The sequence below is a fragment of the Streptomyces sp. DSM 110735 genome (assembly GCF_016482685.1).
In the GTDB taxonomy this organism is placed as follows: Bacteria; Actinomycetota; Actinomycetes; order Streptomycetales; family Streptomycetaceae; genus Streptomyces.
Map to the genome: position 1 here is coordinate 135,022 of NZ_JACYHF010000011.1, position 23,648 is coordinate 158,669.

At 72.1% G+C, this 23,648-nt stretch carries 20 protein-coding genes; 14 read left to right on the forward strand and 6 right to left on the reverse strand.

The window, feature by feature from the left end; translation table 11 throughout:
• Positions 1–42: 42 nt before the first annotated feature.
• Positions 43–1,191: a type ISP restriction/modification enzyme gene (locus IF655_RS18815; protein WP_199586033.1), complete on the forward strand. Its 1,149-nt coding sequence runs from the start codon at positions 43–45 to the stop codon at positions 1,189–1,191.
• 228 nt (positions 1,192–1,419) lie between these two features.
• Here IF655_RS18815 and IF655_RS18820 read toward each other — a convergent pair whose 3' ends face one another.
• From IF655_RS18820 to IF655_RS18830, 3 genes are all read right to left on the reverse strand, one after another.
• Positions 1,420–1,689, reverse strand: a complete 270-nt coding sequence (locus IF655_RS18820; protein WP_199586035.1) for a hypothetical protein — start codon at positions 1,687–1,689, stop codon at positions 1,420–1,422.
• Between the two features lie 126 nt (positions 1,690–1,815).
• A complete protein-coding gene (locus tag IF655_RS18825; protein WP_199586037.1) occupies positions 1,816–2,625 on the reverse strand; it encodes an anti-sigma factor domain-containing protein in 810 nt (269 codons plus the stop codon).
• Positions 2,622–3,164 carry a sigma-70 family RNA polymerase sigma factor gene (locus tag IF655_RS18830; protein WP_199586039.1) on the reverse strand — a complete coding sequence of 181 codons (543 nt, stop codon included), beginning with the start codon at positions 3,162–3,164 and terminating at the stop codon, positions 2,622–2,624. Before IF655_RS18830 ends, IF655_RS18825 begins: the two co-directional genes overlap by 4 nt.
• A 217-nt stretch (positions 3,165–3,381) precedes the next feature.
• On the opposite strand from IF655_RS18830, the gene IF655_RS18835 reads away from it, so the two are divergent.
• The 4 genes from IF655_RS18835 (at position 3,382) to IF655_RS18850 (ending at position 9,832) form a co-directional block, all read left to right on the forward strand.
• Positions 3,382–4,920 (forward strand): DUF4331 domain-containing protein, encoded by a 1,539-nt coding sequence (locus tag IF655_RS18835; RefSeq protein WP_199586041.1) that lies wholly within the window; start codon positions 3,382–3,384, stop codon positions 4,918–4,920.
• Between the two features lie 83 nt (positions 4,921–5,003).
• The gene (locus IF655_RS18840) at positions 5,004–6,455 is read left to right on the forward strand and encodes a lipopolysaccharide assembly protein LapB (protein ID WP_242488804.1); all 1,452 of its coding nucleotides are present in this window, start codon (positions 5,004–5,006) and stop codon (positions 6,453–6,455) included.
• Entirely contained in the window at positions 6,452–8,209 is a 1,758-nt protein-coding gene (locus tag IF655_RS18845) for a sulfite exporter TauE/SafE family protein (RefSeq protein ID WP_307814967.1), read from the forward strand. The genes IF655_RS18840 and IF655_RS18845 overlap by 4 nt, the downstream gene beginning before the upstream one ends.
• A gap of 27 nt (positions 8,210–8,236) precedes the next feature.
• On the forward strand, positions 8,237–9,832 hold the full coding sequence (locus tag IF655_RS18850) for a serine/threonine-protein kinase (RefSeq protein WP_199586043.1): 1,596 nt from the start codon (positions 8,237–8,239) through the stop codon (positions 9,830–9,832).
• 13 nt (positions 9,833–9,845) lie between these two features.
• On the opposite strand, the gene IF655_RS18855 is transcribed toward IF655_RS18850, so the two are convergent.
• A complete protein-coding gene (locus tag IF655_RS18855; protein WP_199586045.1) occupies positions 9,846–10,640 on the reverse strand; it encodes an SGNH/GDSL hydrolase family protein in 795 nt (264 codons plus the stop codon).
• Positions 10,641–10,955: 315 nt separating this feature from the next.
• Here IF655_RS18855 and IF655_RS18860 point away from each other — a divergent pair, with 315 nt between their 5' ends.
• From IF655_RS18860 to IF655_RS18880, 5 genes are all read left to right on the forward strand, one after another.
• Entirely contained in the window at positions 10,956–11,342 is a 387-nt protein-coding gene (locus IF655_RS18860; protein WP_242488805.1) for a hypothetical protein, read from the forward strand.
• A gap of 391 nt (positions 11,343–11,733) precedes the next feature.
• The gene (locus IF655_RS18865; RefSeq protein ID WP_199586047.1) at positions 11,734–12,552 is read left to right on the forward strand and encodes a glycosyltransferase family 2 protein; all 819 of its coding nucleotides are present in this window, start codon (positions 11,734–11,736) and stop codon (positions 12,550–12,552) included.
• Positions 12,549–13,625 (forward strand): glycosyltransferase family 2 protein, encoded by a 1,077-nt coding sequence (locus IF655_RS18870; RefSeq protein WP_199586049.1) that lies wholly within the window; start codon positions 12,549–12,551, stop codon positions 13,623–13,625. The genes IF655_RS18865 and IF655_RS18870 overlap by 4 nt, the downstream gene beginning before the upstream one ends.
• Positions 13,622–14,422, forward strand: a complete 801-nt coding sequence (locus IF655_RS18875) for a polysaccharide deacetylase family protein (RefSeq protein WP_199586051.1) — start codon at positions 13,622–13,624, stop codon at positions 14,420–14,422. Before IF655_RS18870 ends, IF655_RS18875 begins: the two co-directional genes overlap by 4 nt.
• Positions 14,415–18,173 carry a lipopolysaccharide biosynthesis protein gene (locus IF655_RS18880; protein ID WP_199586053.1) on the forward strand — a complete coding sequence of 1,253 codons (3,759 nt, stop codon included), beginning with the start codon at positions 14,415–14,417 and terminating at the stop codon, positions 18,171–18,173. The genes IF655_RS18875 and IF655_RS18880 overlap by 8 nt, the downstream gene beginning before the upstream one ends.
• A 35-nt stretch (positions 18,174–18,208) precedes the next feature.
• Here IF655_RS18880 and IF655_RS18885 read toward each other — a convergent pair whose 3' ends face one another.
• Positions 18,209–19,630: a xylan 1,4-beta-xylosidase gene (locus IF655_RS18885; protein ID WP_199586055.1), complete on the reverse strand. Its 1,422-nt coding sequence runs from the start codon at positions 19,628–19,630 to the stop codon at positions 18,209–18,211.
• 110 nt (positions 19,631–19,740) lie between these two features.
• On the opposite strand from IF655_RS18885, the gene IF655_RS18890 reads away from it, so the two are divergent.
• Positions 19,741–20,850: a DUF5925 domain-containing protein gene (locus IF655_RS18890; RefSeq protein ID WP_199586057.1), complete on the forward strand. Its 1,110-nt coding sequence runs from the start codon at positions 19,741–19,743 to the stop codon at positions 20,848–20,850.
• 104 nt (positions 20,851–20,954) lie between these two features.
• Positions 20,955–21,725 carry a DUF72 domain-containing protein gene (locus tag IF655_RS18895; RefSeq protein WP_199586059.1) on the forward strand — a complete coding sequence of 257 codons (771 nt, stop codon included), beginning with the start codon at positions 20,955–20,957 and terminating at the stop codon, positions 21,723–21,725.
• Positions 21,726–21,735: 10 nt separating this feature from the next.
• Here IF655_RS18895 and IF655_RS18900 read toward each other — a convergent pair whose 3' ends face one another.
• Complete coding sequence (locus tag IF655_RS18900) at positions 21,736–22,110, reverse strand: GntR family transcriptional regulator (RefSeq protein WP_199586061.1); 375 nt, start codon at positions 22,108–22,110, stop codon at positions 21,736–21,738.
• Between the two features lie 126 nt (positions 22,111–22,236).
• Between IF655_RS18900 and IF655_RS18905 the strand changes: the two genes are divergently transcribed.
• Both IF655_RS18905 and IF655_RS18910 read left to right on the forward strand, forming a co-directional pair.
• The gene (locus IF655_RS18905; protein WP_199586063.1) at positions 22,237–23,166 is read left to right on the forward strand and encodes a GNAT family N-acetyltransferase; all 930 of its coding nucleotides are present in this window, start codon (positions 22,237–22,239) and stop codon (positions 23,164–23,166) included.
• Complete coding sequence (locus IF655_RS18910) at positions 23,147–23,647, forward strand: DUF402 domain-containing protein (RefSeq protein ID WP_199586065.1); 501 nt, start codon at positions 23,147–23,149, stop codon at positions 23,645–23,647. Before IF655_RS18905 ends, IF655_RS18910 begins: the two co-directional genes overlap by 20 nt.
• The last annotated feature ends 1 nt before the right edge of the window (position 23,648 follow it).

Here is a 23,648-nt window from a genome sequence, read left to right on the forward strand (position 1 = left end):
GTGGCGCTCATCCCCGTGTCCGGGAGCCGGACAGGTCGTACGATGCCGGGCGTGACGTACGACGACGACGCTCCGCCGCTGGCGGACCTCATGCCGTGGTCCGTCGCACCGCTGCGACCCGGCCGCGCGTGGCCGACGGCGCCCGACGCCGCCTCACTGAAGGCTCGTTGGGCGGCGCTGCTCTCGGCCGAAGGGGCGGACCGCGAGGGTCTGTTCGAGGCGACCCGGGCGCGGTCGACGCGGTCGGCGGTCTCGCAGTTGCCGGGTCATCCGGCCGGTACGGAGCGGCTGGCGCGCGCCTCGGGTCCGTGCGCGGAGCCGGTACGGGTGCTGGCGGCGCCGTTCGACGAGCGGTGGCTGATCCCGGACCACCGGCTGCTCGACGCGGCCCGTCCGGAGCTGTGGCGGGTGGCGGACGCGCACCAGGTGTTCGTGGTGGAGACCGGCGACGCGCTGCTGGCGACCTCTCTCCTGCCCACGATCCCCTCCGGCCGCGTCCGCCCGCTGTACCGGCGCCCCGGCGGCATCGAACCCAACCTGGCGCCGGGCCTGTTGGACCACTTGGCGCGGGTACTGGGCGCCCGCCCCACGCCGGAGGACTTCCTGGCGTGGACGCTGGCCACGATCCGACCGGACTGCACGGTCCCGCTCACGTCCGACACCGAAGTCTGGTCGCGGGGCGTGGAGTTGGGTCACCGCCTGCTCTGGCTGATGCGCCGCGACGGCGACCGCCCCAAGCTGCCCGGTGGCCGACGCCCGTACGTCCGGGCGCCGTTGCCCGCGTGGCCGAGCACCGTGAGCTACGAGCCCGAGACCGAGACCCTGTGCCTGGACGAGGGTCGTATCTCTCCCGTGCCGCTCGCGGCGTGGGAGCACGAGGTGTCCGAAGTCCGCACCCTGGAAGCCTGGTTCACGGCTCGGACGACCGCGCCGACACCGGGCACCCTCTCGGCGATCCGCCCGGCGTCCTGGCCACAGCCCTGGACCTCGGAGCTGCTGGAGCTGATCACGGTCCTGGCGCTGCTGGCGGAAATCGCCCCGACGAGGGCGGAGTTGAAGGTGACGTCGCCACTCACCGCGGCGGACCTCCACGAGGCGGGAGTGCTTCCGTCCCCGCCTTCGATGCGTCGTCCCGCCTCGGTTCTGGATCACCAGGAGGAGGGTCCTGAGGGGCAGTTCGCGCTGCTCTGACGGCGGTGCCTTCACGCCGGACGGGCGGCAGCGCGAGCACGGGGCAGGGAACGTCCAGGGCGGGACACGCCGGTCCGCCGCGGAGCGCGCCGTGGGAATGACGGACGGCGGGGCGCGGCGGTGTGCCGGGGCGGCGTGGCAGCCTGAGGCGTGGGTCGTGCGGACGCGGGCCGGAACCGGACGCGCGGGGTGGGCTCGAAGAGAACCCTGGTGCGGTCCGGTGTCCGGTCAGTGGCTGCCGAAGAGGGAGCGCCGCAGACGGCGCAGGGGGGCGAAGAGGGAGACCCGGCGGACCCGAGCACCCCGGTCGCTGCGGCGGTGCGCCGTGTCGCGTGCGGTCAGCTCGCGCATCAGCGAGGTCGCTTCTGCCGTCTTCTGCTGCGGGATGGCGGGTCCCGCCAGCACCGAGAGATGGCGGTCCAGGCGCGAACTGCTCGCGCTGCTCCCGCAGGTGATCGCAGGAACCCTGGCCCTGCTGCGCATCGTTATCTGTTCCATGTCACTCCCCACCCGTACGAATCCACCCGGCCCGGGCAGGGTAACCCTATCGTCCCGGTTGGGCCCACGTGTATCTCGGCCACGGGATTCACCTTCCCCGCAAGGTGGTTGATCATCCCGCTTTGACTACTCTCCGAATCCGACCGATTTCAGGGTGAGTTGGACAATGGGCTGGCCAGTGGGACGCGATGAGCCGCCGTCCGGCTCGACCGTCACCGCGAGTGACGCCGAGGACTTGTCGAGTCCCTTGGCGACCAAGGGCGTGTCGCCGGTGAGGAGCCCGAGGGAGCGCGGTTGCGCGTGGGGGCGCACGAGCCACAACTGGTGGACGCGCCCGCCGGGCGGCGTGCCGTAACCGCTCAGCGTGACGACGGCCCGTCCCTCGGCGGCGGAGGCGATCACGGCCATGCTCCGCCCGCGCGCGTCCTCGCCGCTGGTGGCGCGGGCGTCGGGCGCGGCGAGGACGTGGGCGATCTCACGCGAACGCGCCTGCTCGGCGGCGAGCCGGTCCTGGGTGCGGTCCGCCTGGACCGCGAAGAGGGAGGCGACGACGAGCGCGGCCGCGGCGGTCGCCGTGGCGAACGGCACGAGCAGCGGGCGCGTACGGCGGGACGGTGGCGGCTGTGCGCCCCACACATGTGGGGGCAACTGGGCGACACGGGGGCGGACATGTGGGGTGGCGGGCTGTTCCTGCGGGGTGACGCGGACGGCGGCGAACACCCGCTCGCGCAGGGCGTCGGACGGCGGGGCGGCGGTGGACCAGGCGAGCCGCACCACGTCGTCGGCGAGGGCGCGGGTCTCGGTGGCGCACCGCTCGCAGGTGGCGAGGTGCCGCTCGAAGCGGCGCCGTTCGCCGGGTTCGAGGGCGTCGAGGGCGTAGGGCGCGGCGAGGGAGTGCGGGTCGTCGCGGCGCAGCAGCCGTCCGAGGAGGCTCACGCGGCACCTCCGAGGCAGTGGCGCAGCCGGGTGAGTCCGTCGCGCATCCGGGTCTTGACGGTGCCGAGCGGCAGCGAGAGGCGTTCGGCGACCTCGCGGTAGGTGTAGCCGTCGTAGTAGGCGAGGGTGACGGACTGGCGCTGGAGTGCGGTGAGCCGGTCCAGGCAGCGGCGCACCCATTCGCGTTCGAGTCCGGCCTCGACCTCCTCGGAGACGTGGTCGAAGGCGGGTTCCCCGGCGCGCAGAGCCTCGCGCTGCTCGCGTTCCCCTGCCGCGCGGACGCTGCGCACCCGGTCCACGGCGCGGCGGTGGGCGAGGGTGAGGATCCAGGAGAGCGCGCTGCCCCGCGCGGGGTCGAACCGGGGTGCGGAGCGCCAGAGTTCGAGGAGCACGTCCTGCACGACCTCCTCGGACTGGGCGAGGTCGCGCACGATACGCCGGACCAGTCCGAACACCGGCCCGGACACCAGCGCGTACAACTCCTCGAAGGCCGTCTGGTCGCCGCCGGCCACGCGCACCAGAAGCTGGTCCGCCTCCATCCGGGCTCCCCTCACCTGGCTCCCCCGGCCGCAGCCGGAGCTGCCCGTGACCCCATGCATCCGCACGAACGCACACCTCCGGCGGATGATACGGATGGGCGGCGCGAAAACGCGGGTCGAGAACGAGGAAAAGAAATTTCCCCGGCGGCCAATCCGAAAGCGCGCTCCGCTCCGTATACCCGTCCGTCAAGGCAAGTTGGCACTGAGGACGGACGGCATGACACCTCTCTTCTCCAGGAGCGGCTCGGGGCGCAAGGGCCTGATACCGCTCATCTGCGGCGCGTTGGCCGCCGGCGGTCTGGCGGCCGCCGGTACCGCCGCACTGGCACCCGGGGCGGCCTCCGCCTCCTCGCACCGCGAGGCCCCGCTGATCTCGGGCACCCCGCAGTACGACAACACCGACCTGTACGCGTTCGTCAGCCCGGACAAGCCGGACACGACGACGATCGTGGCGAACTGGATCCCGTTCGAGGACCCCGCGGGCGGCCCGAACTTCTACACGTTCGCGGACGACGCGCAGTACGACATCCACATCGACAGCAACGGCGACGCGCAGGACGACCTGACGTTCCGCTACACGTTCAAGACGCATACGAAGAACGGGAACACGTTCCTCTACAACACCGGTCCGGTCACCAGCCTGGACGATCCCGACCTGAACGTGACGCAGACGTACGACATCGAAGTGATCCGGTCGAAGAACCATCACGTCGTGTCGAAGTCGAAGATGGTCCGGAACGCCCCGGTCGCGCCGTCGAACGTGGGCAAGGCGTCCATGCCGCAGTACGCGAAGCTGCGTGAGCAGGCGATCCAGAAGTCGGCGTCCGGTGCGGCGACGTTCGCGGGCCAGGCCGACGACCCGTTCTTCCTGGACCTGCGCGTCTTCGACCTGCTCTACGGCGGCAACCTCAGCGAGGTCGGACGCGACACCCTCAAGGGCTACAACGTCAACACGATCGCCCTCCAGGTGCCCACCAGCCTGATCCGCGAGTCCGCCGACCAGCCGGTCGTCGGCATCTGGTCCACCACCCAACGGCGCAACGCCCAGGGCTACTTCTCGCAGGTCTCGCGGCTCGGCAACCCGCTCGTCAACGAGGTCGTCAACCCGCAGAAGGACAAGGACCGCTTCAACGCGTCCCAGCCCGCGTACGACGCGCAGTTCCTGAAGAACGTCACCAACCCCGAACTGCCCAAGCTCATCGAGGGCATCTACAAGATCAAGGCGCCCGCCGAGCCGCGCAACGACCTGGTCGACGTGTTCCTCAAGGGCGTCAAGGGGCTCAACCAGCCGCCGAACGTGAAGCCTTCGGAGCAGCTCCGGCTGAACACCTCCATCAAGCCCGCCATGCACCCCAAGCGGCTCGGCGTGCTCGACGGGGACAACGCGGGCTTCCCGAACGGGCGTCGGCTCACCGACGACGTCGTGGACGAGGCGCTCCAGGTCGTCGAGGGCGAACTGGTCGGTTCCAAGAACGACTTGGGTGACGCGGTCGACAAGAACGACAAGAAGTTCGAGAAGTACTTCCCGTACGTCGCGGAGCCCACGGCCGGTTCGCGCGGCAAGCTCGCCAAGGGCACGACCGCGGGTGCCGACGTGCGCAGCGCCCTCGGTGACGCCCTCCAGCCCGCCTCCGCCTCCGGCGGCTCCGACAACACCGTCCTGATCGCCGGTTCGGCGGCAGCGGGCGCGGCCGGAGTCCTGCTGATCGGCACCGCCTTCGGCTGGTGGCGCCGCCGGATGCAGCGCCCGTACTGATCCCGACCGGGCGCGGTCCGCACACTCCCCCACGGCGGACCGCGCCCCCCCTTCCCACCCCAGCAGGCGACCTTGGAGAGGGCATGACCCCGCGCACGAACGAGACGACCTCCGGCGGAACGACCGGGGAGACGCCGGGAAGCATTCCGTCGGCGGAACCCTCCCCCGCAGCGCAGGACACCCCCGCTCGCCCCACCGAAACACCCCGCCGCGGTCGGCGTCTCGCCCAGCGCGCCGGGATCGCCGTGCTGCTGGCCGTCGCCGTCACCGGCGGGGCCGTCGCGGTCGACGCGGCGCGGGACAAGGCGCCGGTGACCGCCGTGGCCGTGTCGGCGGCGGTTGATCCGGGGGCGCTGGCGAGCGGCGATCCGGATGCGGCGATCGCCGCGTTGCAGGCGCATCTCAAGGCGCAGCCCAGGGATTCCGACGGGTGGGCGACGCTGGGGCTCGCGTATGTGGAACAGGCGCGGACCAAGGGGGACCCGGCGCGATATCCGCAGGCGCAGGCGGCGTTGAAGCGGTCCCTCACGCTGTCCCCGCACAGTGATCAGGCGCTGGCCGGGCAGGCGGCGCTCGCCGCGGCACGGCACGACTTCAAGGGCGCGCTGACGAAAGCCGACCGGGCGCTGACGCAAAACCCGTACAGCGAACGGGCGTTGTCGTCCCGTATCGACGCGCTGGTCGAACTCGGCCGGTACGACGAGGCGTCCCGCGCCGCCGACACCGCCGACGCCCGCAAGCCGGGGGTGCCGGTGTTCACGCGGTACGCCTACGTCCGTGAGCTGCGCGGCGACGTACCGGCGGCACGGCGCGTCCTTGAGCAGGCGCTCGGGGCGGCCACGTCGAAGGGCGACATCGCGTACGTCGCCGCGCAGCTCGGTCAACTCGCCTGGAACCAGGGCGACTACAAGTCCGCCCTCACCTACTACGCCCGCGCCCTCGCCGCCGACGAGAACTACCTCCCCGCGCTGGAGGGCCGCGCCCGCGCGCAGGCGGCGAGCGGGGACCGGGCCGGGGCGCTCAAGGGCATGGAGACGGTGGTCTCGCGCTACCCGCTGCCCGCCCCGCTGGTCGAACTCGGCGAGCTGTACGAGGCGCGCGGCGCGACCGGTGACCGCGAACGCGCCCACGAACAGTACGCGTTGGTCGAGGCGTGGATACGGATCGCCCGCGCCAACGGCGTCGACGCCGACCTGGACACCGCGCTTGCCGCCGCCGACCACGGCGACAAGAAAGCCGCCCTGCACGCGGCTCGCGCCGAGTGGTCCCGCCGCCACACCGTGCACACGGCGGACGCGCTGGCCTGGGCGCTGCACGTCAACGGCCACGACCGCGAGGCGCTGCCGTACGCCCGCCGCGCCACGGCCACCGGCTACCGCAACGCCCTCTTCCGCTACCACCGCGGCATGATCGAGCTGGCCACCGGACACCGGAGCGACGGCCGCGCCTCACTGAAGTCCGCGCTCAAGCTCAACCCCGGCTTCTCCCCGCTCGGCGCCGCGACCGCCCGCAAGGCGCTGGAGGACACCAAGTGACGTCACTCCGGCGCTCGTTGACGCTCGCCGCCGCCGTCCTCACCGGCGCCGGCGCCCTCGCGCTCGGCCCGGCGACGGCGGCGAGCGCGCACCCGCTCGGCAACTTCACCGTCAACCACTACGACGGTCTCGTGGCCGCGCCCGGGGAGCTGCGCGTCGCGCACGTCGAGGACCTGGCGGAGATTCCGGCGACCCAGGCCAAGCCCGACCTCGAACGGCTCGGCAGGGCGGAGTGGGCCAAGCGGCGCTGTGCGGCGGCGGCGCGGGGCAGCAGGCTCACCGTCGAGGGGCGCCCCGTCGCGCTCACCGTCACCTCGGCCACCGCACGGCTGCGACCCGGACAGGCGGGCCTTCAGACCCTGCGCGTCGAGTGCGCGGAGCGGGCTCCGCTGCCCAAGGGCGCGACGCTGACCGTCGGCTTCCACAGCGCGGGGGTCTCCTCCGGTCCCGGCTGGCGGGAGATCACCGCGCGGGGCGACCGGATGACGCTGACCCGCTCCGACGTGCCGGAGAAGTCGGTCTCCCGCGAACTCACCAAGTACCCCGCCCAGTTGCTGTCCTCCCCCGCCGACACCTCCACCGCCCGGCTGGGGGTGCGCCCCGGCGGACCGGCTCTGTCGGCGGAACGCGACGCGCCCGCCGCCTCCGTGCTGCCGCGCGGCGCCGACCGCTGGACCCAGGCCCTGAACGACCTGGTCGCCCGGCATCACCTCACGGCCGGTTTCGCCGCGCTGGCGCTGCTCATCGCCGTCGTGCTCGGCGCGATGCACGCGCTCGCCCCCGGACACGGCAAGACGATGATGGCCGCGGCCGCCGCCGCGCGGGGCGGTCGCGCCCGGATGCGGGACGTGCTCCCCCTCGCCGCCTCGGTGACCGTCACCCACACCCTCGGCGTGGTCGGACTCGGCGTCCTGGTCACGGCGGGCTCCGCCGCCGCCCCCTCCGTGATCGCCTGGCTGGGCGTGGCGAGCGGCGCGCTCGTGCTCGTGGCGGGGGCGACACTGGTACGGAGGGCGTGGCGGGGGCGACAGCTCGCGGGGCACGGGCAGGAACACGCGCACGGGCACGAGCACGGCCACGACCATGGGCACGAGCACCACCACGACCACGGTCACGAGCATCCGCACCCCCACCCTCACGCCGACGAGCACGAGCACGAGCACGCGGAGTCCCGGCCCTTGGCCCTGGTGGGCGCGGGGCACGAACACACCCGAGCCGAGCATCATGTGCACGAGCACCATGTGCATGAACACCACGTGCACGAGCACCATGTGGGCGGAACACACGTGGACGGAACACACGTGGACGACACCCCCGCGCACGACCACACACACGACCACCCCCACCCCGACACCCCCCACCCCCTCGTCCACACCCACAACGGCCACACCCACTCCCACCCCACCGCCCCCACCCTCCGCGGCACGATCCTGCTCGGCTTCGCCGGTGGTCTCGTCCCCAGCCCCTCCGCGGTCGTCGTGCTGGTCGGCGCGGCGGCACTCGGCCACGCCTGGTTCGGGCTGCTCCTGGTCGTCGCGTACGGCGCCGGGCTCGCGCTGACGCTGACGGCGGCGGGCTTCGCCGTCGTCCGGCTCGGCTCACGGGTGAACCGGGTCCTCGACCGTCACCCCCGCCGCACCGCGCACCCCCTGACCGCCCTGGTCCGCCGCTCCCTCCCGCTCGCCTCCGCCCTCACCGTCGTCGCCCTCGGCGCCGGATTGATGCTCAAGGGGGTCGCAACAGCCTTGGGCTGAGCTACTTTTGGGGAGGAATCACGCGAGATGCCGTGGGGGTCGCCCGTGTCAGAGGAACCCGGACGCGACCGCTTGATCGCGGGCCGCTACCGACTGCTGTCCCCGCTGGGCCAGGGCGGCATGGGCACGGTGTGGCGCGCCCGTGACGAGGTGCTGCACCGTGACGTGGCCGTCAAGGAGGTGCGGGCGCCCGCGGGTCTGCCCGCCTCCGACGTGGAGCGGATGTACGCCAGGCTGGAGCGTGAGGCGTGGGCGGCGGCCCGTATCTCGCACCGCAACGTGGTCACGGTGTACGACGTGGCGATGGAGGGCGGTCGCCCCTGGATCGTCATGGAGCTGGTGCGCGGTCGCTCGCTCGCGGACGCGCTGGAGGCGGACGGACCACTGCCGCCGGACCGCGCGGCACGGATCGGCGCCGAGGTGCTGGCCGCGCTGCGCGCCGCGCACGTCGCCGGGGTGCTGCACCGGGACGTGAAGCCGGCGAACGTGCTGCTCGCCGAGGACGGGCGCGTGGTGCTGACCGACTTCGGCATCGCCACGGTCGAGGGCAGCTCGGCCATCACCATGACCGGCGAGGTCATCGGCTCGCCCGAATTCCTGCCGCCGGAGCGGGCGTTGGGACGTACGCCGGGTCCGGAGTCGGACCTGTGGTCGCTGGGCGTGCTGCTGTACGCCGCTGTCGAGGGCGGCTCGCCGTTCCGCCGGGACACCCCGCTGAACACCCTGCGCTCGGTGGTCGAGGACGAGTTGCCGGAGCCGCGCCGTGCCGGTCCGCTCGCGCCCGTCGTCCAGGGACTGTTGCGCAAGGACCCCACAGAGCGCCTGGCCGCCGACCGCGCCGAGCAGGATCTGCGCCTCGTCGCGGCGGGCGGCACGCCCCGTACGGACACGGCGCACGTCTCGCCGTACGCCACCACCGCTTGGACTCCCCGACCTCCGTCCCCCACCCCGCCGCTGCCCGTCCCCACCCCGCTCCCGGAGGATCCCCGGCAGCCCGCGACGACGAGCCGAGGCGCCCGGGTCGCCCTGATCGCGGGTGTCCTCGCGCTGGTCCTGGCGGTGACGGGTCTGACGTACGCCCTGCTCAACCGCGACAACGGGGACCAGGGCGACGAGGGCAAGTCCGGCACAAGCCCGACCGCCGCCACCACCACCCGCTCCCCCACCCGGAACACGAAGACCGCCGCGCCACCTCCCGCCCACTCCAGCGGCGCGGCGAGCACCACACCCGCCCAGTCCGTGCACGTCACTGTGGTGGGGGAACACACGGAGTACGACGACACCTGCCCGCCCCCGACCGACGACGCCCCCGCGTTCACGGCGACGTTCACGGTGGGGAAGCTGCCCGCGGAGGTGGAGTACCGCTGGAAGCTCAGGCACGGCTCGCTGCCGGACGACGGCTGGCGGACGCTGTCGTTCCCGGAGGGCGGGGAGCGGACCAAGCGGGTGCGGGTGACCGTGACGACCTGGTCGGACAGCGGGACGATCGAGAACGCGATCGGCGTGGAGGTGCGCTCGCCGGTGAAGACGGAGTCGGACCAGGTGCCGTTCTCGGTGACGTGCCGGAAGACGACGGAGACCCCGTCGGACGGGGCCTCCGCTTCGGCCTCTTATTCACCCTGACGGGTGACTCGGGTCAGGCCGCGCTGTTCAGGACGGGAAGGTAGCCGCCGGACTGCCCGGCTGCCGTGGGGTGGTAGGACTCGCCGATGTCGAGCCAGTCGACGCTGTGCAGCCAGGAGTCGCCGGAGCAGATCTCGTGGCCGGAGAACGTGTTGCGGACGTCGCCGAAGACGAACCCGTGGGCCTGGGCGCGCTTCTGGATGGCGCTGTCGATGTAGTCGGAGGCGGCGTTTATGGCGGTCCGCTTGGTCTCGGAGAGGCCGAGGCAGCTCTGCCCGAGGAGGTAGAAGCGGGGGTAGCCGATGACGACGACCCGGGCGGACGGGGCGCGGGCGCTGATCTGGTTGTAGACGGCGTCGAGCTTGCCGGGGAGCGTGGAGTCGATGTACGCCCGCGCGGTGTTGATGCGGGACAGGCAGGTGCTGTCGGACTGGATGACGCAGGTGGTCATGACGTCGGCGAAGCCGGCGTCGTTGCCGCCGATGGTGATGGACACCAGTCCGGTCGAGGAGTTGAGCGAGCCGAGCTGGTTGGCGAGCACATCGTCGGTGCGCGCGCCCGAGCAGGCGTTGAAGGCGAACGAGGACGGGCTGTGCGCGGCGTTCCAGAGGTAGGGGTACGCCTTGGTGCTGCGGTCGCAGTCACCGCTGGAGCTGATGTAGCTGCCCGAGCCGACTCCGGAGGAGTAGGAGTCGCCGAGCGCCACATAGCCGCCACCGGCTGCCTGGGCCTGTCCGGCTCCGGCCATCCCGAGGCCGGTGGCGAGGAGGAGTGAAGTCACGTATGCCGCAAGTCGGGTACGTCTCATGGAACCTCCCTTTAGCAGGATCTCTGCCGCAACTGTGGTACCGGCTACGCGCGTTGATCGGAAGTGTTCATGCCAAAACTATTTGGCTCTCAACTATCTCTCGACAGGATCGCCCCAGGAACTTCACGGACCCACATATTGCGCAGGCTTTACAGACGTGTTGACGGCAGATCACAAGAGCGCCTTGAGCACGGCATTCACACCGTTCACACCATTAACGGGAACGCCCGTACGAAACAGGCCGTCTTGACGGCCCGCGCACGACTGGGACACATTGAAGCCCGGCATCCGGCGCGTCGGGGGGCAAGTCGGCCCATGCGGTCAATTTCTGTCAAGTCATCATCGGGCAACACGAGTTCACTGCTCGCGGGCGCCGCGACGGCCGTCGCCGGATGCGGCGCGCTGCTCGCGCTCGCGGACGCGCACACGCCGTTGCGCGGTCCGTCGACCCTGTTCTTCCTGCTGGCGGCGCCGACCGCGGCGATCTGGCTCGCCCTGCGCGGGCTCGACACCTACGGCCGACTCGTCGTCGCGCTCGCGGGGGCGATCGTCCTCGACATGCTCGTGGCGCAGGCCATGCTCGCCGTGCACCGCTGGTCGGTGCGGGGCGGGATCGTAGCCGTGACCGGTCTGAGTCTGCTGCTCTTTCTGGTCATCTTCCGCCGTATGAAGGCGAGTTCGGGAAAACGGCTGCCGGAATGAGGAACATGGGCCAAGGTTGTGTAACGGACAGACCAACAAAAAGGTGAGGCCGCGTCCAGACCTTGCCATTCAGGTTCAATCGTCAATACCGTCGTACATCTCACCCGCATCGGTCCGTCGCACTCGGTTCAGGGGAGGGCTCAGGACCGGCGACATTCCGAGGCGGGGCGCGGTAGGGGGGTGCCGTGTCCGGTGACCGCATCAGGTGACCGGGCCGGGCCGCGCGACCGGCTGCCCGCACGTAGGCAGCCCGGCAGCTTTGCCAGCTCGTCCACGGACACGGAAGACCACTTCGCCGTGCCCCGCGGGTGAGTACCCCCCTTTCGAACCGGACACAGAGCCGGGCCGCCCAGGGGCGGGCGGTCCACCGGACGAGAGGGATCACACCGTCATGAGTTCCGTTCTGCCCATGTCCAGTCCGGGCCCCGAGCCCGTGGTCGCGGGCTCCTATCGGCCCATCTCCTCGCATCTGGCGATCACTCCGCCGGTCAGCGTGGTGATTCCCGCCATGAACGAGGCGGAGAACCTGCCGTACGTCTTCAAGACCCTTCCGGACTGGATCCACGAAGTGGTCCTGGTCGACGGCAATTCCACCGACGACACCGTGGAGGTGGCGCGTTCGCTGTGGCCCGGCGTGAAGGTCGTCGGGCAGCGCGGCAAGGGCAAGGGGGACGCCCTGATCAGCGGCTTCGAAGCCTGCTCCGGCGACATCATCGTGATGGTCGACGCGGACGGCTCGGCCGACGGCAACGAGATCGTGTCGTACGTCTCCGCGCTGGTCTCCGGCGCGGACTTCGCCAAGGGATCGCGGTTCGCCAACGGCGGCGGTACCGATGACATGACCCTGATCCGCCGGCTCGGCAACTGGGCGCTGTGCACGGTCGTCAACCGCAAGTTCGGCGCCCGCTACACCGACCTGTGCTACGGCTACAACGCCTTCTGGCGGCACTGCCTGGACAAGATCGACCTCGACTGCACCGGCTTCGAGGTCGAGACCCTGATGAACATCAGAGTCGTCAAGGCGGGGCTGCGCGTGCAGGAGATCCCGAGCCACGAGTACCTGCGCATCCACGGCGCCAGCAATCTGCGGGCGGTGCGCGACGGGCTGCGGGTGCTGCGGGTCATCCTCCAGGAGCGGTCCAACCGCCGTGCCCTGCGCCGCGAGCGGCGGGCAGCGCTGGCGAACACGCTCCGGGGAGAGGTGTCTTGAGAGATCCCGGCATCTCCGTCGTGATCTGTGTGTACACCGAGGACCGCTGGGAGGACATCCTCGCGGCGGTCTCCTCGGTGCGCACCCAGTCGTACCCGGCGCTGGAGACCCTCCTCGTCGTGGACCACAACCCGGCGCTCCTCGAGCGGCTGGCGCGGGAGTTCAAGGACGACTCGGCCGAGGGCACGGACACGTCCGCCACGGGGGAGGCCCTCGGCACCGGTCCCGGTCCCGGTCCCGTCCGGGTGCTCGCCAACGCCGGTCCGCGCGGTCTGTCCTCCGGCCGCAACACCGGCATCGCCGCCTCGCACGGCGAGGTCATCGCCTTCCTGGACGACGACGCCGTGGCCGAACGGCACTGGCTGCGCCACTTCGCGGAGGGGTACGCCGACCCGCGCGTCCTTGCGGTCGGCGGCCGTACGGTCCCGGTGTGGGCGTCCGGACGGCGCCCCGACTGGTTCCCCGAGGAGTTCGACTGGGTCGTCGGCTGCAGTTACCGGGGTCTGGCGCCCGGCCGGGTCCGGGTGCGCAACGTCCTCGGCGGCAACGCCTCCTTCCGGCGCACGGCGTTCGAGGCGGCGGGCGGCTTCGCCACCGGCATCGGACGGGACGGCGACCGCCGCCCGCTGGGCTGCGAGGAGACGGAACTGTGCATCCGCCTCACCCGCGCCCGCCCGGACGCCGTGCTGCTCGTCGACGACCGCGCGGTGATCCACCACCGGGTGCCGAAGGCACGCGAGCGCTTCGCCTACTTCCGCACCCGCACCTACGCGGAGGGTCTGTCGAAGGCGCTGGTGGCCCGCAGTGTCGGTGCCGCCAAGGGACTGGAGTCCGAACGCCGGTACACGACACGGGTGTTGCCCGCCGGGGTGGTGCGCGGTCTGCGCGACACGCTGCTCGGCAGACCGGGCGGCGCGGGTCGCGCGGGCGCGATCGTCGCGGGGGTGCTCACGGCGGCGGGCGGCTACGCGATCGGCAGCGCACGCGCCCGGCGGGGCGCCCCCGCGTTCTCCGTGGCGCCGATCGGGGCAGGGATGACGGCGGCGCCGGAGGCGAAGGGAGCGCAGGGATGAGCGAGGCGGCCGTACCGGTTCTGATGTACCACGCGGTCGCCGCCGCACCGAACGCGGCCACCCGCGCCCTGTCGGTCGCCCCCGAGGCGTTCGCCGAACAGATGGCGCTCATCGGCGACTTGGGTCTGACCCCGCTCACCACCGCGGCGCTCGCGGAGCACTGGCGTCTTCACCGCCCGCTCCCCCGCCGCCCGGTGCTGATCACCTTCGACGACGGCTACGAGGGCGTCCACCGGCACGCCCTGCCGGTCCTCGCCCAACACGGCTTCCCTGCCACGGTGTTCGTCTCCACCGGCTGGGTGAGGGGGCGGTACGACACCGGTGGCGCCCTGGACACCATGCTCGACTGGGACCAGGTGCGGGCGCTGTGCGCCGCCGGGGTCGAGATCGGCGGTCACAGCCACAGCCACCCGCAGCTCGACCAGCTCGACGACACCGCCCTGGAGTGGGAGCTGGCCCGCAGCACCGACATCGTCACCGGCGAACTGGGCGTGCGACCACGGTCGTTCGCCTATCCGTACGGCTACTCCGACCGCCGGGTGCGCCGTGCCGTGCGCTCGGCCGGGTACACGCAGGCGCTCGCCGTCGGCAACACGCTCGCGCGGCGGGCGCAGGGTCCGTACGCCCTGCGGCGGGTCACCGTGCGCCGCGCCACCGGCGTCGAGGAGTTCGAGCGGCTGGTCCAAGGGCGGGCGATCGCCCGTCACTTCGTCAAGGACCGCGCGCTCAGCAAAGGTTACGCACTCGTCCGAAGAGCACGCCAGGTCCGCCGGAAGGCCATCAGCTCCCGTGTCTGACACGACGACCACCACGACCGAGCCCGCCGCGCCCGGTGCCGAGCCGCCCGAGCGGACCGGCAGACGCCTGCGCCTGCCGGGTCTGAGCGCTGCGAGCGGCGGCAGCCCGCTGTTCCGCAACGCCTACGCGCTGATGCTCAACACCGGCATCTCCGCCGTCCTGGGGCTCGGCTTCTGGCTGGCGGCGGCGCGCTACTACTCCGAGTCCGCCGTGGGGCAGGGCTCGGCCGCCATCGCCGCGATGAAGCTGCTCGCCGGGCTCACGGCGGTGACGCTCACGGGCGCGCTCGCCCGCTTCATCCCGGTGGCGGGACGGCACACCGGACGCCTCATCCGCCGTACGTACGCGGGCAGTTCGCTGGTCGTGGCCCTCGCGGCGGTCGTGTTCCTGCTGACGCTGAACGAGTGGGGTCCGTCGTACCGGTTCCTGCACGGCACGGTGAACGGGCTCGGCTTCATCGCCGCCGTCGTCGCCTGGAACCTGCTCACGCTCCAGGACGGGGTGCTGACCGGGCTGCGCAGCGCGCCGTGGGTGCCGGTGGGCAACACGGTGTTCTCGGCGGTGAAGCTGGCGCTGCTGGTGGCGTTCGCGGTGGCGATCCCGGCCGCCGGTGTCTTCGTGTCCTGGGTCGCGGCCATCGCCACCTCGGTGGTGCCGCTGGGCTGGCTGGTGTTCCGGCGCCTGGTGCCCCGGCACGTCGAGGCGACCAAGGGGCACGCCAGTCCCCCGTCGCTGCGGGAGATCGGGAGGTTCCTGGCCGGTGACTACACCGGCTCGCTGTTCTCCCTCGCGGTGGTCTACCTGGTCCCGGTGATCATCGCCTCGCAGGTCAGCAGCGAGGACAACGCGTACTTCTACATCACCACCACCATCGGCGGCACGACCAACCTGCTCGCCATCAACATGGGCGCCTCGCTGACCGTGGAGGGCTCGCACGACCCGGCCCGGCTCGCGGCCAACACCCGCGCGGCGCTCAAGCGGATGGCGCGGATCATGCTGCCGATCGCGACGGTGCTGTTCGTCGGCGCCCCCTGGATCCTGGGCGTCTTCGGCGCGGGCTACGCCGACGCGGCGACCCCGCTGCTGCGCTGGTTCGCGGTCGGCGCGGTGCTGCGGGTCGTCATGGAGACGTACTTCGCGGTGCTGCGCGCACAGAGCCGCACCTCCGGACTCGCCTGGCTCCAGGGGCTGTTGTGCGTCCTGGTCCTGGGTCTCACGCTGCTGCTCCTGCCCCGGATGGGGCTGACAGGGGCGGGTGTCGCGGAGATCTCCAGCCTCGCGGTGATCGTGGCGATCGCGGCGCCGAAGCTGTGGCGCACGATCCGCTCCGGTCCGGAGGACACTCCCCCGGCGACCGCACCCGACGGCGACCTCGCCGACCTGGGCGCCCGCGAGGCGAAGACCGTGGGCACGGCGCGTCGGCGAGGACCGAGCTGGGCGCTGGACCAGGACACGGTCGCGCTCGGGGTGCGGGTGGACTTCGACCATGTGGAGCGCCGGCCGGACGTACGACCGGGTCCGGGAACACCGCCGGGAGGCACACCGGTGCTGCCGGGACGACACGAGGAACTGGACGCGCCGTTCGCGACGTCGCTGCCCGAGAGCGGACTCAAGCGGAGCCCGACGCAGCCGGTCGCGCCCGAGCCCGCCCCCGCCGAGCAGGCGGAACGAGCGCCCCGGACGCCCGACACGCAGGACGACCCCGGCGCCGAGCCCGGACCCGGTCGCTCCCGTTTCGCCCCCACCCGCTCCGGACTCCTCCTCGGCTGTCTCCTCATCGCCGCGCTGCTCCTGTACTGGGTGCCCGCGCTCCGGCTGGACGACGCCGACCTCGACGCGATGGGCGGGCTCGGGCTCGTCTCCGTGCTGCCGCTGCCGACGCTGGCCGGGACCGCGCTGCTGGTGACGGTGTTCGCCGTGCTGCTGTGGCTGCGCCGGGAACACCGTGCCCTGCTGCTGATCACCCTGCTGGCGACCGTGATCAGCCTGCACGCGCTGCCCGCCGTGATCGAGAGCGCGCCGCGCTTCCCCACGGCGTGGCAGCACCTGGGCTTCCTCGACTACATCGACCGCACCGGTTCCGCCGTGCCCGACCTGGACGCCCGCTGGAGCTGGCCGGGTTTCTTCGCGGTGACGGCGTTCGTGGCGCGGGCGTGCGGGGTGCGGGATCTGACGGAGGTCATCCGCTGGTGGCCGACCGTCATCCAACTCGCCTACCTGGCACCGATGTTCCTGCTGACGCGCTCACTGCGGGCGGGCTGGCGCGCCAAGTGGACCGGGGTGTGGATCTTCGTCCTGGCGGGCTGGGTAGGTCAGGACTACTTCTCCCCGCAGGGCTTCACCTATCTGCTGTATCTGGCGTTCGCGGCGATCCTGCTGGTCTGGTTCCGCCCCCCGCACGTCATCTGGACCCGGCTGCGCCCGGGCGAGTCCGAGGTGGAGCCCACCGACCGGCGTCAACGCGCCGTGCTGCTCCTGGTGTTGACCGGACTGTTCGCGGCGAGCGTCCCGGCGCACCAGCTCACCCCGTTCGTGATGCTCGGCGTGGTCGCCGTGCTCGTCGTCCTGAACCGGTGCGAACTGCGCGGTCTGCCGCTGCTGTTCGCGGTGGTCGTGGTGGCGTGGCTCGGTTTCATGGCGGAGCCGTACTGGTCCGGGCACTTCGACGACCTCTTCGGCGGGCTCGGCGGGGTCGGCGGCAATGTCTCCAGCTCGGTCTCCGGCCGTATCCAGGGCGGGAGTTCGACGCACAAGCTGGTCCTCTACACCCGGGTGCTGCTGGCGGGCTCGGTGCTGGCGCTCGCCTGCTGGGGCTGGTGGCGCAGGCGGGAACACCGGTACCGCGAGCGCTCGTTGCTGGTGCTTGCCTTCGTGCCGTTCCTGGGCTTCGGGATGCAGTCGTACGGCGGCGAGATGGCGCTGCGCGTCTTCATGTTCGCCCTGCCGGGCGCTGCCCTGCTCGGCGCGCTCGCCCTCTTCCCGCGCACCGGCGCCACCGCCGAGGAGCGCGAGAAGGACCGGGTGAGCCTCGCTCCGCTGGCCGCGCTGCTCGCCGGGCTGCTGCTGATCGGCGGCTTCCTGGTGGCCCGTTGGGGCAACGAGACCTTCGAGCGGACCCGCCCCGGCGAGGTCGCGGCGATGAACTGGGCGTACGCCCACGACAAGCCGACCCTGCGGCTGCTGTGGCTGAGCAACGACCCGGTGAACGACGTGACCCCCGCCCTGCCGTGGGGCGCGCGGGACATGGAGCGGGTGAACTACCTGCCGACGCTGGCACCGCCCGACCCGGTGCTGGTGTCCGGCCTGGTCACGGCGCTGAAGGACGCGGGTCCGAACTCGTATCTGATGATCAACGAGAGCCAGACCCGCTATCTGGAGCTGGACTCGGGCTACTCGGCGAGCTGGGAGCCCCGGCTGCTGGCCAACCTGGACGCGCGCCGGGAGCTGCGCCGGGTCCTGGTCAACGACGACGTGACCGTGTACGCGCTGCGTGAGCGCCCCGCGGGCGCGGTGCCGGAGCCGGACCCGGGACCGATCGGACCGCAGATCACGTGGACTCCGTGGTCGGTGGTGGGCGCGCTGGCGGCCGTCCTGCTGATCCTGCTGCTCACCACGCGGGAGGTCGTACGGGTCGCGATGCGACCGAGCGTGCGCCAACTGCGGCTGCTGCAGACGGGGTTCTGGTTTTCGCTGCCGCTGCTCGCGGTGTTCCTCGCGTCGCTGGTCCAGCGGTTCGTGACGATGAGCTGAACGACGCACCGCGGGCGCCTACGGCGTGAAGTGGCTCAGCGCTTGAGCCACTTCACGCCGTAGGCGCCCATCGTGAAGCGTTTTCCGTCCACTTGGGCGCTGATCGACCGGTTCAGGGTGTTGACGACCAGGATCGTGCGGTCGCTGGCGAGGACCCGTACGTTGGAGCGGTCGTCGGGGGCGACGGAGACCTTCTCGTACCGGGTGCCGGGCGGGAAGGCGGCGTGGAAGCGGGACAGCAGACCGTACATGGGCAGGGCGCGTCCGCCGTCCGCCTCGCTGGTCGGGGTCCACAGGCAGCCCGCGCAGTCGGTGCCGCTCTTCTTCTCGGGGTTCCAGTAGAAGGCGGAGTCGGCGCCGCCGTCGACCATGGCGATCAGGGCGGTGGCGTGGACGGCGGTCCGGTGGTCCTCGGACCAGCCCTCGCGCCGGTCGTCGGCGTCGGCGGGCTCGACGTAGTACTCGGCCCACCACAGCGGCAGGTCGTGGGTCTGGCGGCGCAGCCACGCGCTGACGTCGGTGAACTTGGCGGTGGCGGCGAACTCGTCGGGGAGGGACTTGTCGTCGTTGGTGTAGCTGGAGCCGTCCACGACCACGAAGTCGGCGCCCGCCTTGTGGGTGTTCCAGTAGCGGAAGGCGTCCAGGACCCGCTGGTCCATGGCGCCCCAGTCGCCGCGCAGGGTGTCGGAGGCGTGCTGCTGTCCGGTGCCGACGCTGTCCATCACCAGATAGGGACCGCCGACCATGATGTCGGGGTTCACCTTCTTCAGGGCGCGGTAGACGAGGTTGTACATCTTCGTGTAGCCCTCGTAGTCCCAGCGTCCGGCGGAGTCGTTCCAGAAGCCCTTGAACTCGTTCCACACGACGAAGTGGCGTACGTCGGGGTAGCGGCGGGCGACCGTGGCGGCGAGCCTGGCGAAGTCCGCGTAGTGGTCCGGGGTGGGGGCGGTCTCCAGGGCGGTCTGGCTCCAGTCGGTGCGGTCGGCGCCCGCCTTGCCGCCCTTCATCCAGTCCGGCGAGCAGCACAGCGTGATCACGGGTGTGCCGTGGGAGGCGCGGACGAAGTCGATGCGGCGGTCCAGGGCGCCGAAGTCGTAACGCCCCTTCACCGGCTCGGGGTTGTCGGCGCCCCAGCCCATGATGGCCTGGTCCTGCGGCAGACCGCCGTCCCCGGCGAGCAGCTTCTCGACGCGCTCGGTGGCGGCGCCGCCGCCCCGGTCCGCGCTGTACTGGGTGTGGGTGAAGCCCCAGCCCACCGAGGGCTGCGCGCGTCCGGCGGGGGTGGCGGGCGTGCCGTGCACCCGGTCGCCGTCGCGCGAGGTGCCGGAGGTGTCCGCGCCGCGCCCGGGAAGCGTGCCCAGCAGCGTCACCACCAGGGCGAGGGCGAGCACGCCCGCGCCGAGCAGTGCGGTGAGCCGCCACCGCCGATCCCCCGTGTACCACCCATGACGTGCCATCAGGACCACAGTAACGGCGGAATCGGGGCGTCGGGCAGGTCTTGGGAACACCCTCCGGGAAGGGGCGGAAATGCCGTGCGCGGAGGGCATCCGTGACAGATCATGGCGGCATGTCCGCCAACCCACACGACGCCCTGCCGATCCGGCTCAATGTCGACGACTCCGACTCGCCCTCCGATGTCGTCGACGCGCTGTTCCTCGGCCGTTTCGCGACGGGCGAGCAGCCGTACTCCCACGCGGCCAACATCGAGCGGGTGCGCTCAGGCGCGACCCTGCTGCCCGAGGGCGCCCGCGTGCTGCGGGTCGCCCGTGACGAGGACCGCAGCGCGACCCTCGCGGAGGGCGACGGCTGGACCCTGCTGGTCTCGCGCTGGAACCGGGGCGCGGACGTGACCGTGACCGCGACCACCGCCGACCTGGCCAAGCAGATCCTCGGCCAGGCAACCGAGGGCGCGGCCGACGAGCCCGAGCCGCAGCCGGAGAACGTCACCATGGGTTTCTGGTACGTCTCCCCGAGGCGCGGTCCGCACCGCACCACCCGCCAGATCTCGGCGGGCACCTGGGAGGAGGTGCGGTCCAACTACACCGCGCCGGTCGCCTCCGCGATGGACCGCCTGATGAAGACGACCCCGGAGGACATCGCCGGGCGGCTGCTCCTGCTGCACGGACCGCCAGGCACCGGCAAGACCTCGGCGCTGCGGACGCTCGCCCGTTCCTGGCGGGACTGGTGCCAGGTGGACTGCGTGCTCGACCCGGAGCGGCTCTTCTCCGACGTGGGCTATCTGATGGACATCGCGATCGGCGAGGAGGACGGCACGGGCAAGGGCCGCTGGCGGCTGCTCCTCCTCGAGGACTGCGACGAGCTGATCCGGGGCGAGGCACGGCACACCGCGGGCCAGGCGCTGTCCCGGCTGCTGAACCTGACCGACGGGCTGCTCGGCCAGGGGCGCAACGTCCTGGTGGGGGTCACCACCAACGAGGACCTGGAGCGGCTGCACCCCGCCGTGGTCCGTCCAGGGCGCTGTCTGGCCCGCATCGAGGTCGGTCCGCTGACCCGCCCGGAGGCGATGGACTGGCTGGGCGCCGAGGGCTCCGAGCACGACAGCGCGGTGGGCCGGGAGGGCGCGACCCTGGCCGAGCTGTACGCGCTGCGCCGGGGCACGGGTCCGACGTCGGTGCCGGGGGCGCGGGAGGGGGTGGACGCGGGGCTGTATCTGTAGCGGCACCCGGTCCGGGTCCGTGGCGGCACCGGTACGACTCGGTCCGCACCGGTACACCTCGGTCCGCACCGGTACGACTCCCGCTTCGGTGCTTTCATGGACGTATGACCCTGTTCGTCGGCACGTCGGGGTGGCAGTACAAGAGCTGGCGGGGCGTGGTGTACCCGACGGGCTGCCCGGCGCGGCTGTGGCTGGAGGAGTACACCAAGCTGTTCGCGACGGTCGAGCTGAACAACGCCTTCTACCGGCTGCCCTCCCGCGAGAACTTCGCGTCCTGGCGGGAGCGGGTGCCGAAGGACTTCGTGGTCGCGGTCAAGGCGAGCCGCTATCTGACCCACATCAAGCGGCTGCGCGACCCCGAGGAGCCGGTGCACCGGCTGATGAGCCACGCCGAGGGGCTCGGCGACCGGCTGGGTCCGGTCCTGCTCCAGTTGCCGCCGACCCTGCGCGCGGACCCGCCCCTGCTGGACGCGTGCCTCGCCTGTTTCCCGAAGGGCACCCGGGTCGCGGTGGAGCCGCGCCACGAGTCCTGGTGGACGCCCGAGACGAAGGGCGTCCTGGAGGCGCGGGGCGCGGCGCTGTGCTGGGCGGACGTGCTGTCCCGCCCGGTCACCCCGCTGTGGCGCACCGCCGACTGGGGGTACGTCCGCTTCCACCGTGGCCGCGCCCGTCCCTGGCCGCGCTACGGGCACACCGCGCTGGAGAGCTGGGTGGAGCGCATCGCCTCGACCTGGGACGGCGCGGACGACGTGTACGCGTACTTCAACAACGACCCGAGGGGCGCGGCGGTGAAGGACGCGGCGGAGTTCGGCGCCCTGGCCCGCAAGGCGGGTCTGCCGGTGACGCGCACACCGGAGCCGACGGCACGGCGTTAGGGGGCGTCGCTCAGCCCTGTTCCCCGTAGGCGGCGCGCAGGGCGTCGCGTACGGCGGCCAGCGCCTCGTCCTCCGGGAGACCGAGCCGGTGGGCGCGTTCCGCGTACGCCTGGGCGGCCGCCGCGGCTTCCTTGCTCGCGGCGGAACCCGCGGCGGCGACGTACGTGCCGTTGCGCCCGCGGGTCTCGATCACCCCGTCCGCCTCCAGCGCGCGGTACGCCTTGGCGACGGTGTTCACCGCGAGCCCCAGGGACTCGGCCAGGCCCCGCACGGTCGGCAGCCGGTACCCCACCGGGAGCACACCCGCCCGTGCCTGCTCGGAAATCTGCGCGCGCACCTGCTCGTAGGGCGGGGCGCCGTCATCGATGTGGATCTTCAGGCTCACCCCCCGATTGTCCCGCACGCGCGGCGCGGTGCGGAGCGGGCGGGCGCGGCGCGGGCGGAACGCGTCCCGCCCGCGCGCGAAAAATGGGAGGCGCCTGCGCCCGGCGGGCTCGTAGCGTGCCTGCCCATGACCGTCCTCGTGCGTGATCTGCGTCCCGACGTCCCGTCCGACCCGGAGGGCTTCGTCCGCGTACGACGGCTCGCCCTGCCGTACGTCCTGTTCACCCCGGAATCCGTCCGCCATGTCATCGCCCGCATCCACCCGGACGCCCACTACCGCGCGCTCGTCGCCGAGGAGGACGGCGAGGTGATCGGCACCGCCCAGGTGAGCGTCGCGCACGAGAGCACCGAGCCGGGCCAGGGGTATGTGAACGTGTACGTCCACCCCGGCAGAACCGGGCGCGGCGCGGGCAGGCTGCTGCTGGAGACCGGGGAGGCGCATCTCGCGTCCGTCGGCGCGACCAGGTCCCACTCCTGGGTCCTCGACACCCCCGGCAACCGCGCCTTCGCCGAGCGGCGCGGCTACGCCCCGGGCCACACCGCGCACTTCCTGCGCCGCGACCTGACCGCCGGCGACCTCCCCGCGCTGCCCGCGACCCCGCCCGGCGTGGAGCTGCGCACGGCAGCCGACTTCGCGGACGATCCCCGGCCGGTGTTCGCACTGGACGCGGAGACCGCGTCGGACGAGCCGAGCGCGGTGACGATGTCCTACTCGGACTACGAGGCATGGCTGGAGGAGACCTGGGAACACCCGCTGCTGGACCGCGAGCTGACCGTGGTCTGCGTGGCCGACGGGCGCCCGGTCGCGTTCACCGCCGCCCGCACCGACGGCGCGACCCGCTACCTCACCGCCATGACCGGCACCGCCCGCTCCCACCGGGGCCGCGGTCTCGCCAAGCTGGCCAAGGCGCACTCCCTGCACCGCGCCCGCGCGGCTGGTGTCACCGAGGCGTTCACCGGCAACGACGCGACCAACGGTCCGATGCTCGCCGTCAACAAGTGGCTCGGCTACGAGACGTGCGCGACGGAGGTGCAGTATGTCCGCGAACTCGGCTGACGGTGCGGGCGTGTTGGAGGTCGTGCTGACCAAGGCGGGCCGTACGAAGATCCGTTACCCGGCGGCGCTCCTCTCCGACGACGGCACCCGGCTGACCGTCCGCGCCCCCTGGGCAGGCGACGGCATCCGCGACTTCGGCTTCGTCCGCTTCGAGCCGGGGGACGTGTTCACCGAGTACTACTGGCGCGACCGGTGGTACGCGGTGAAAGAGGTCCGCGCCGGGGACGGCACGCTGAAGGGCTGGTACTGCGACATCACCCGCCCAGCCGTCCGCTCCGGCGCCGAGCTGACCGTCGAGGACCTGGACCTGGACCTCTGGCTGTCGGCCGACGGCGAAGACGTACGGCGCCTGGACGAGGACGAGTTCGCCGCGAGCGGTCTCGCGGAGTCGGACCCGGAGGCGGCGACGGCGGCCGTGTCCGCCCTGACCGCGCTGGAGACGCTGGCCCGGACGAGCGGCTTCGACGCCCTTCTCGCCTGAA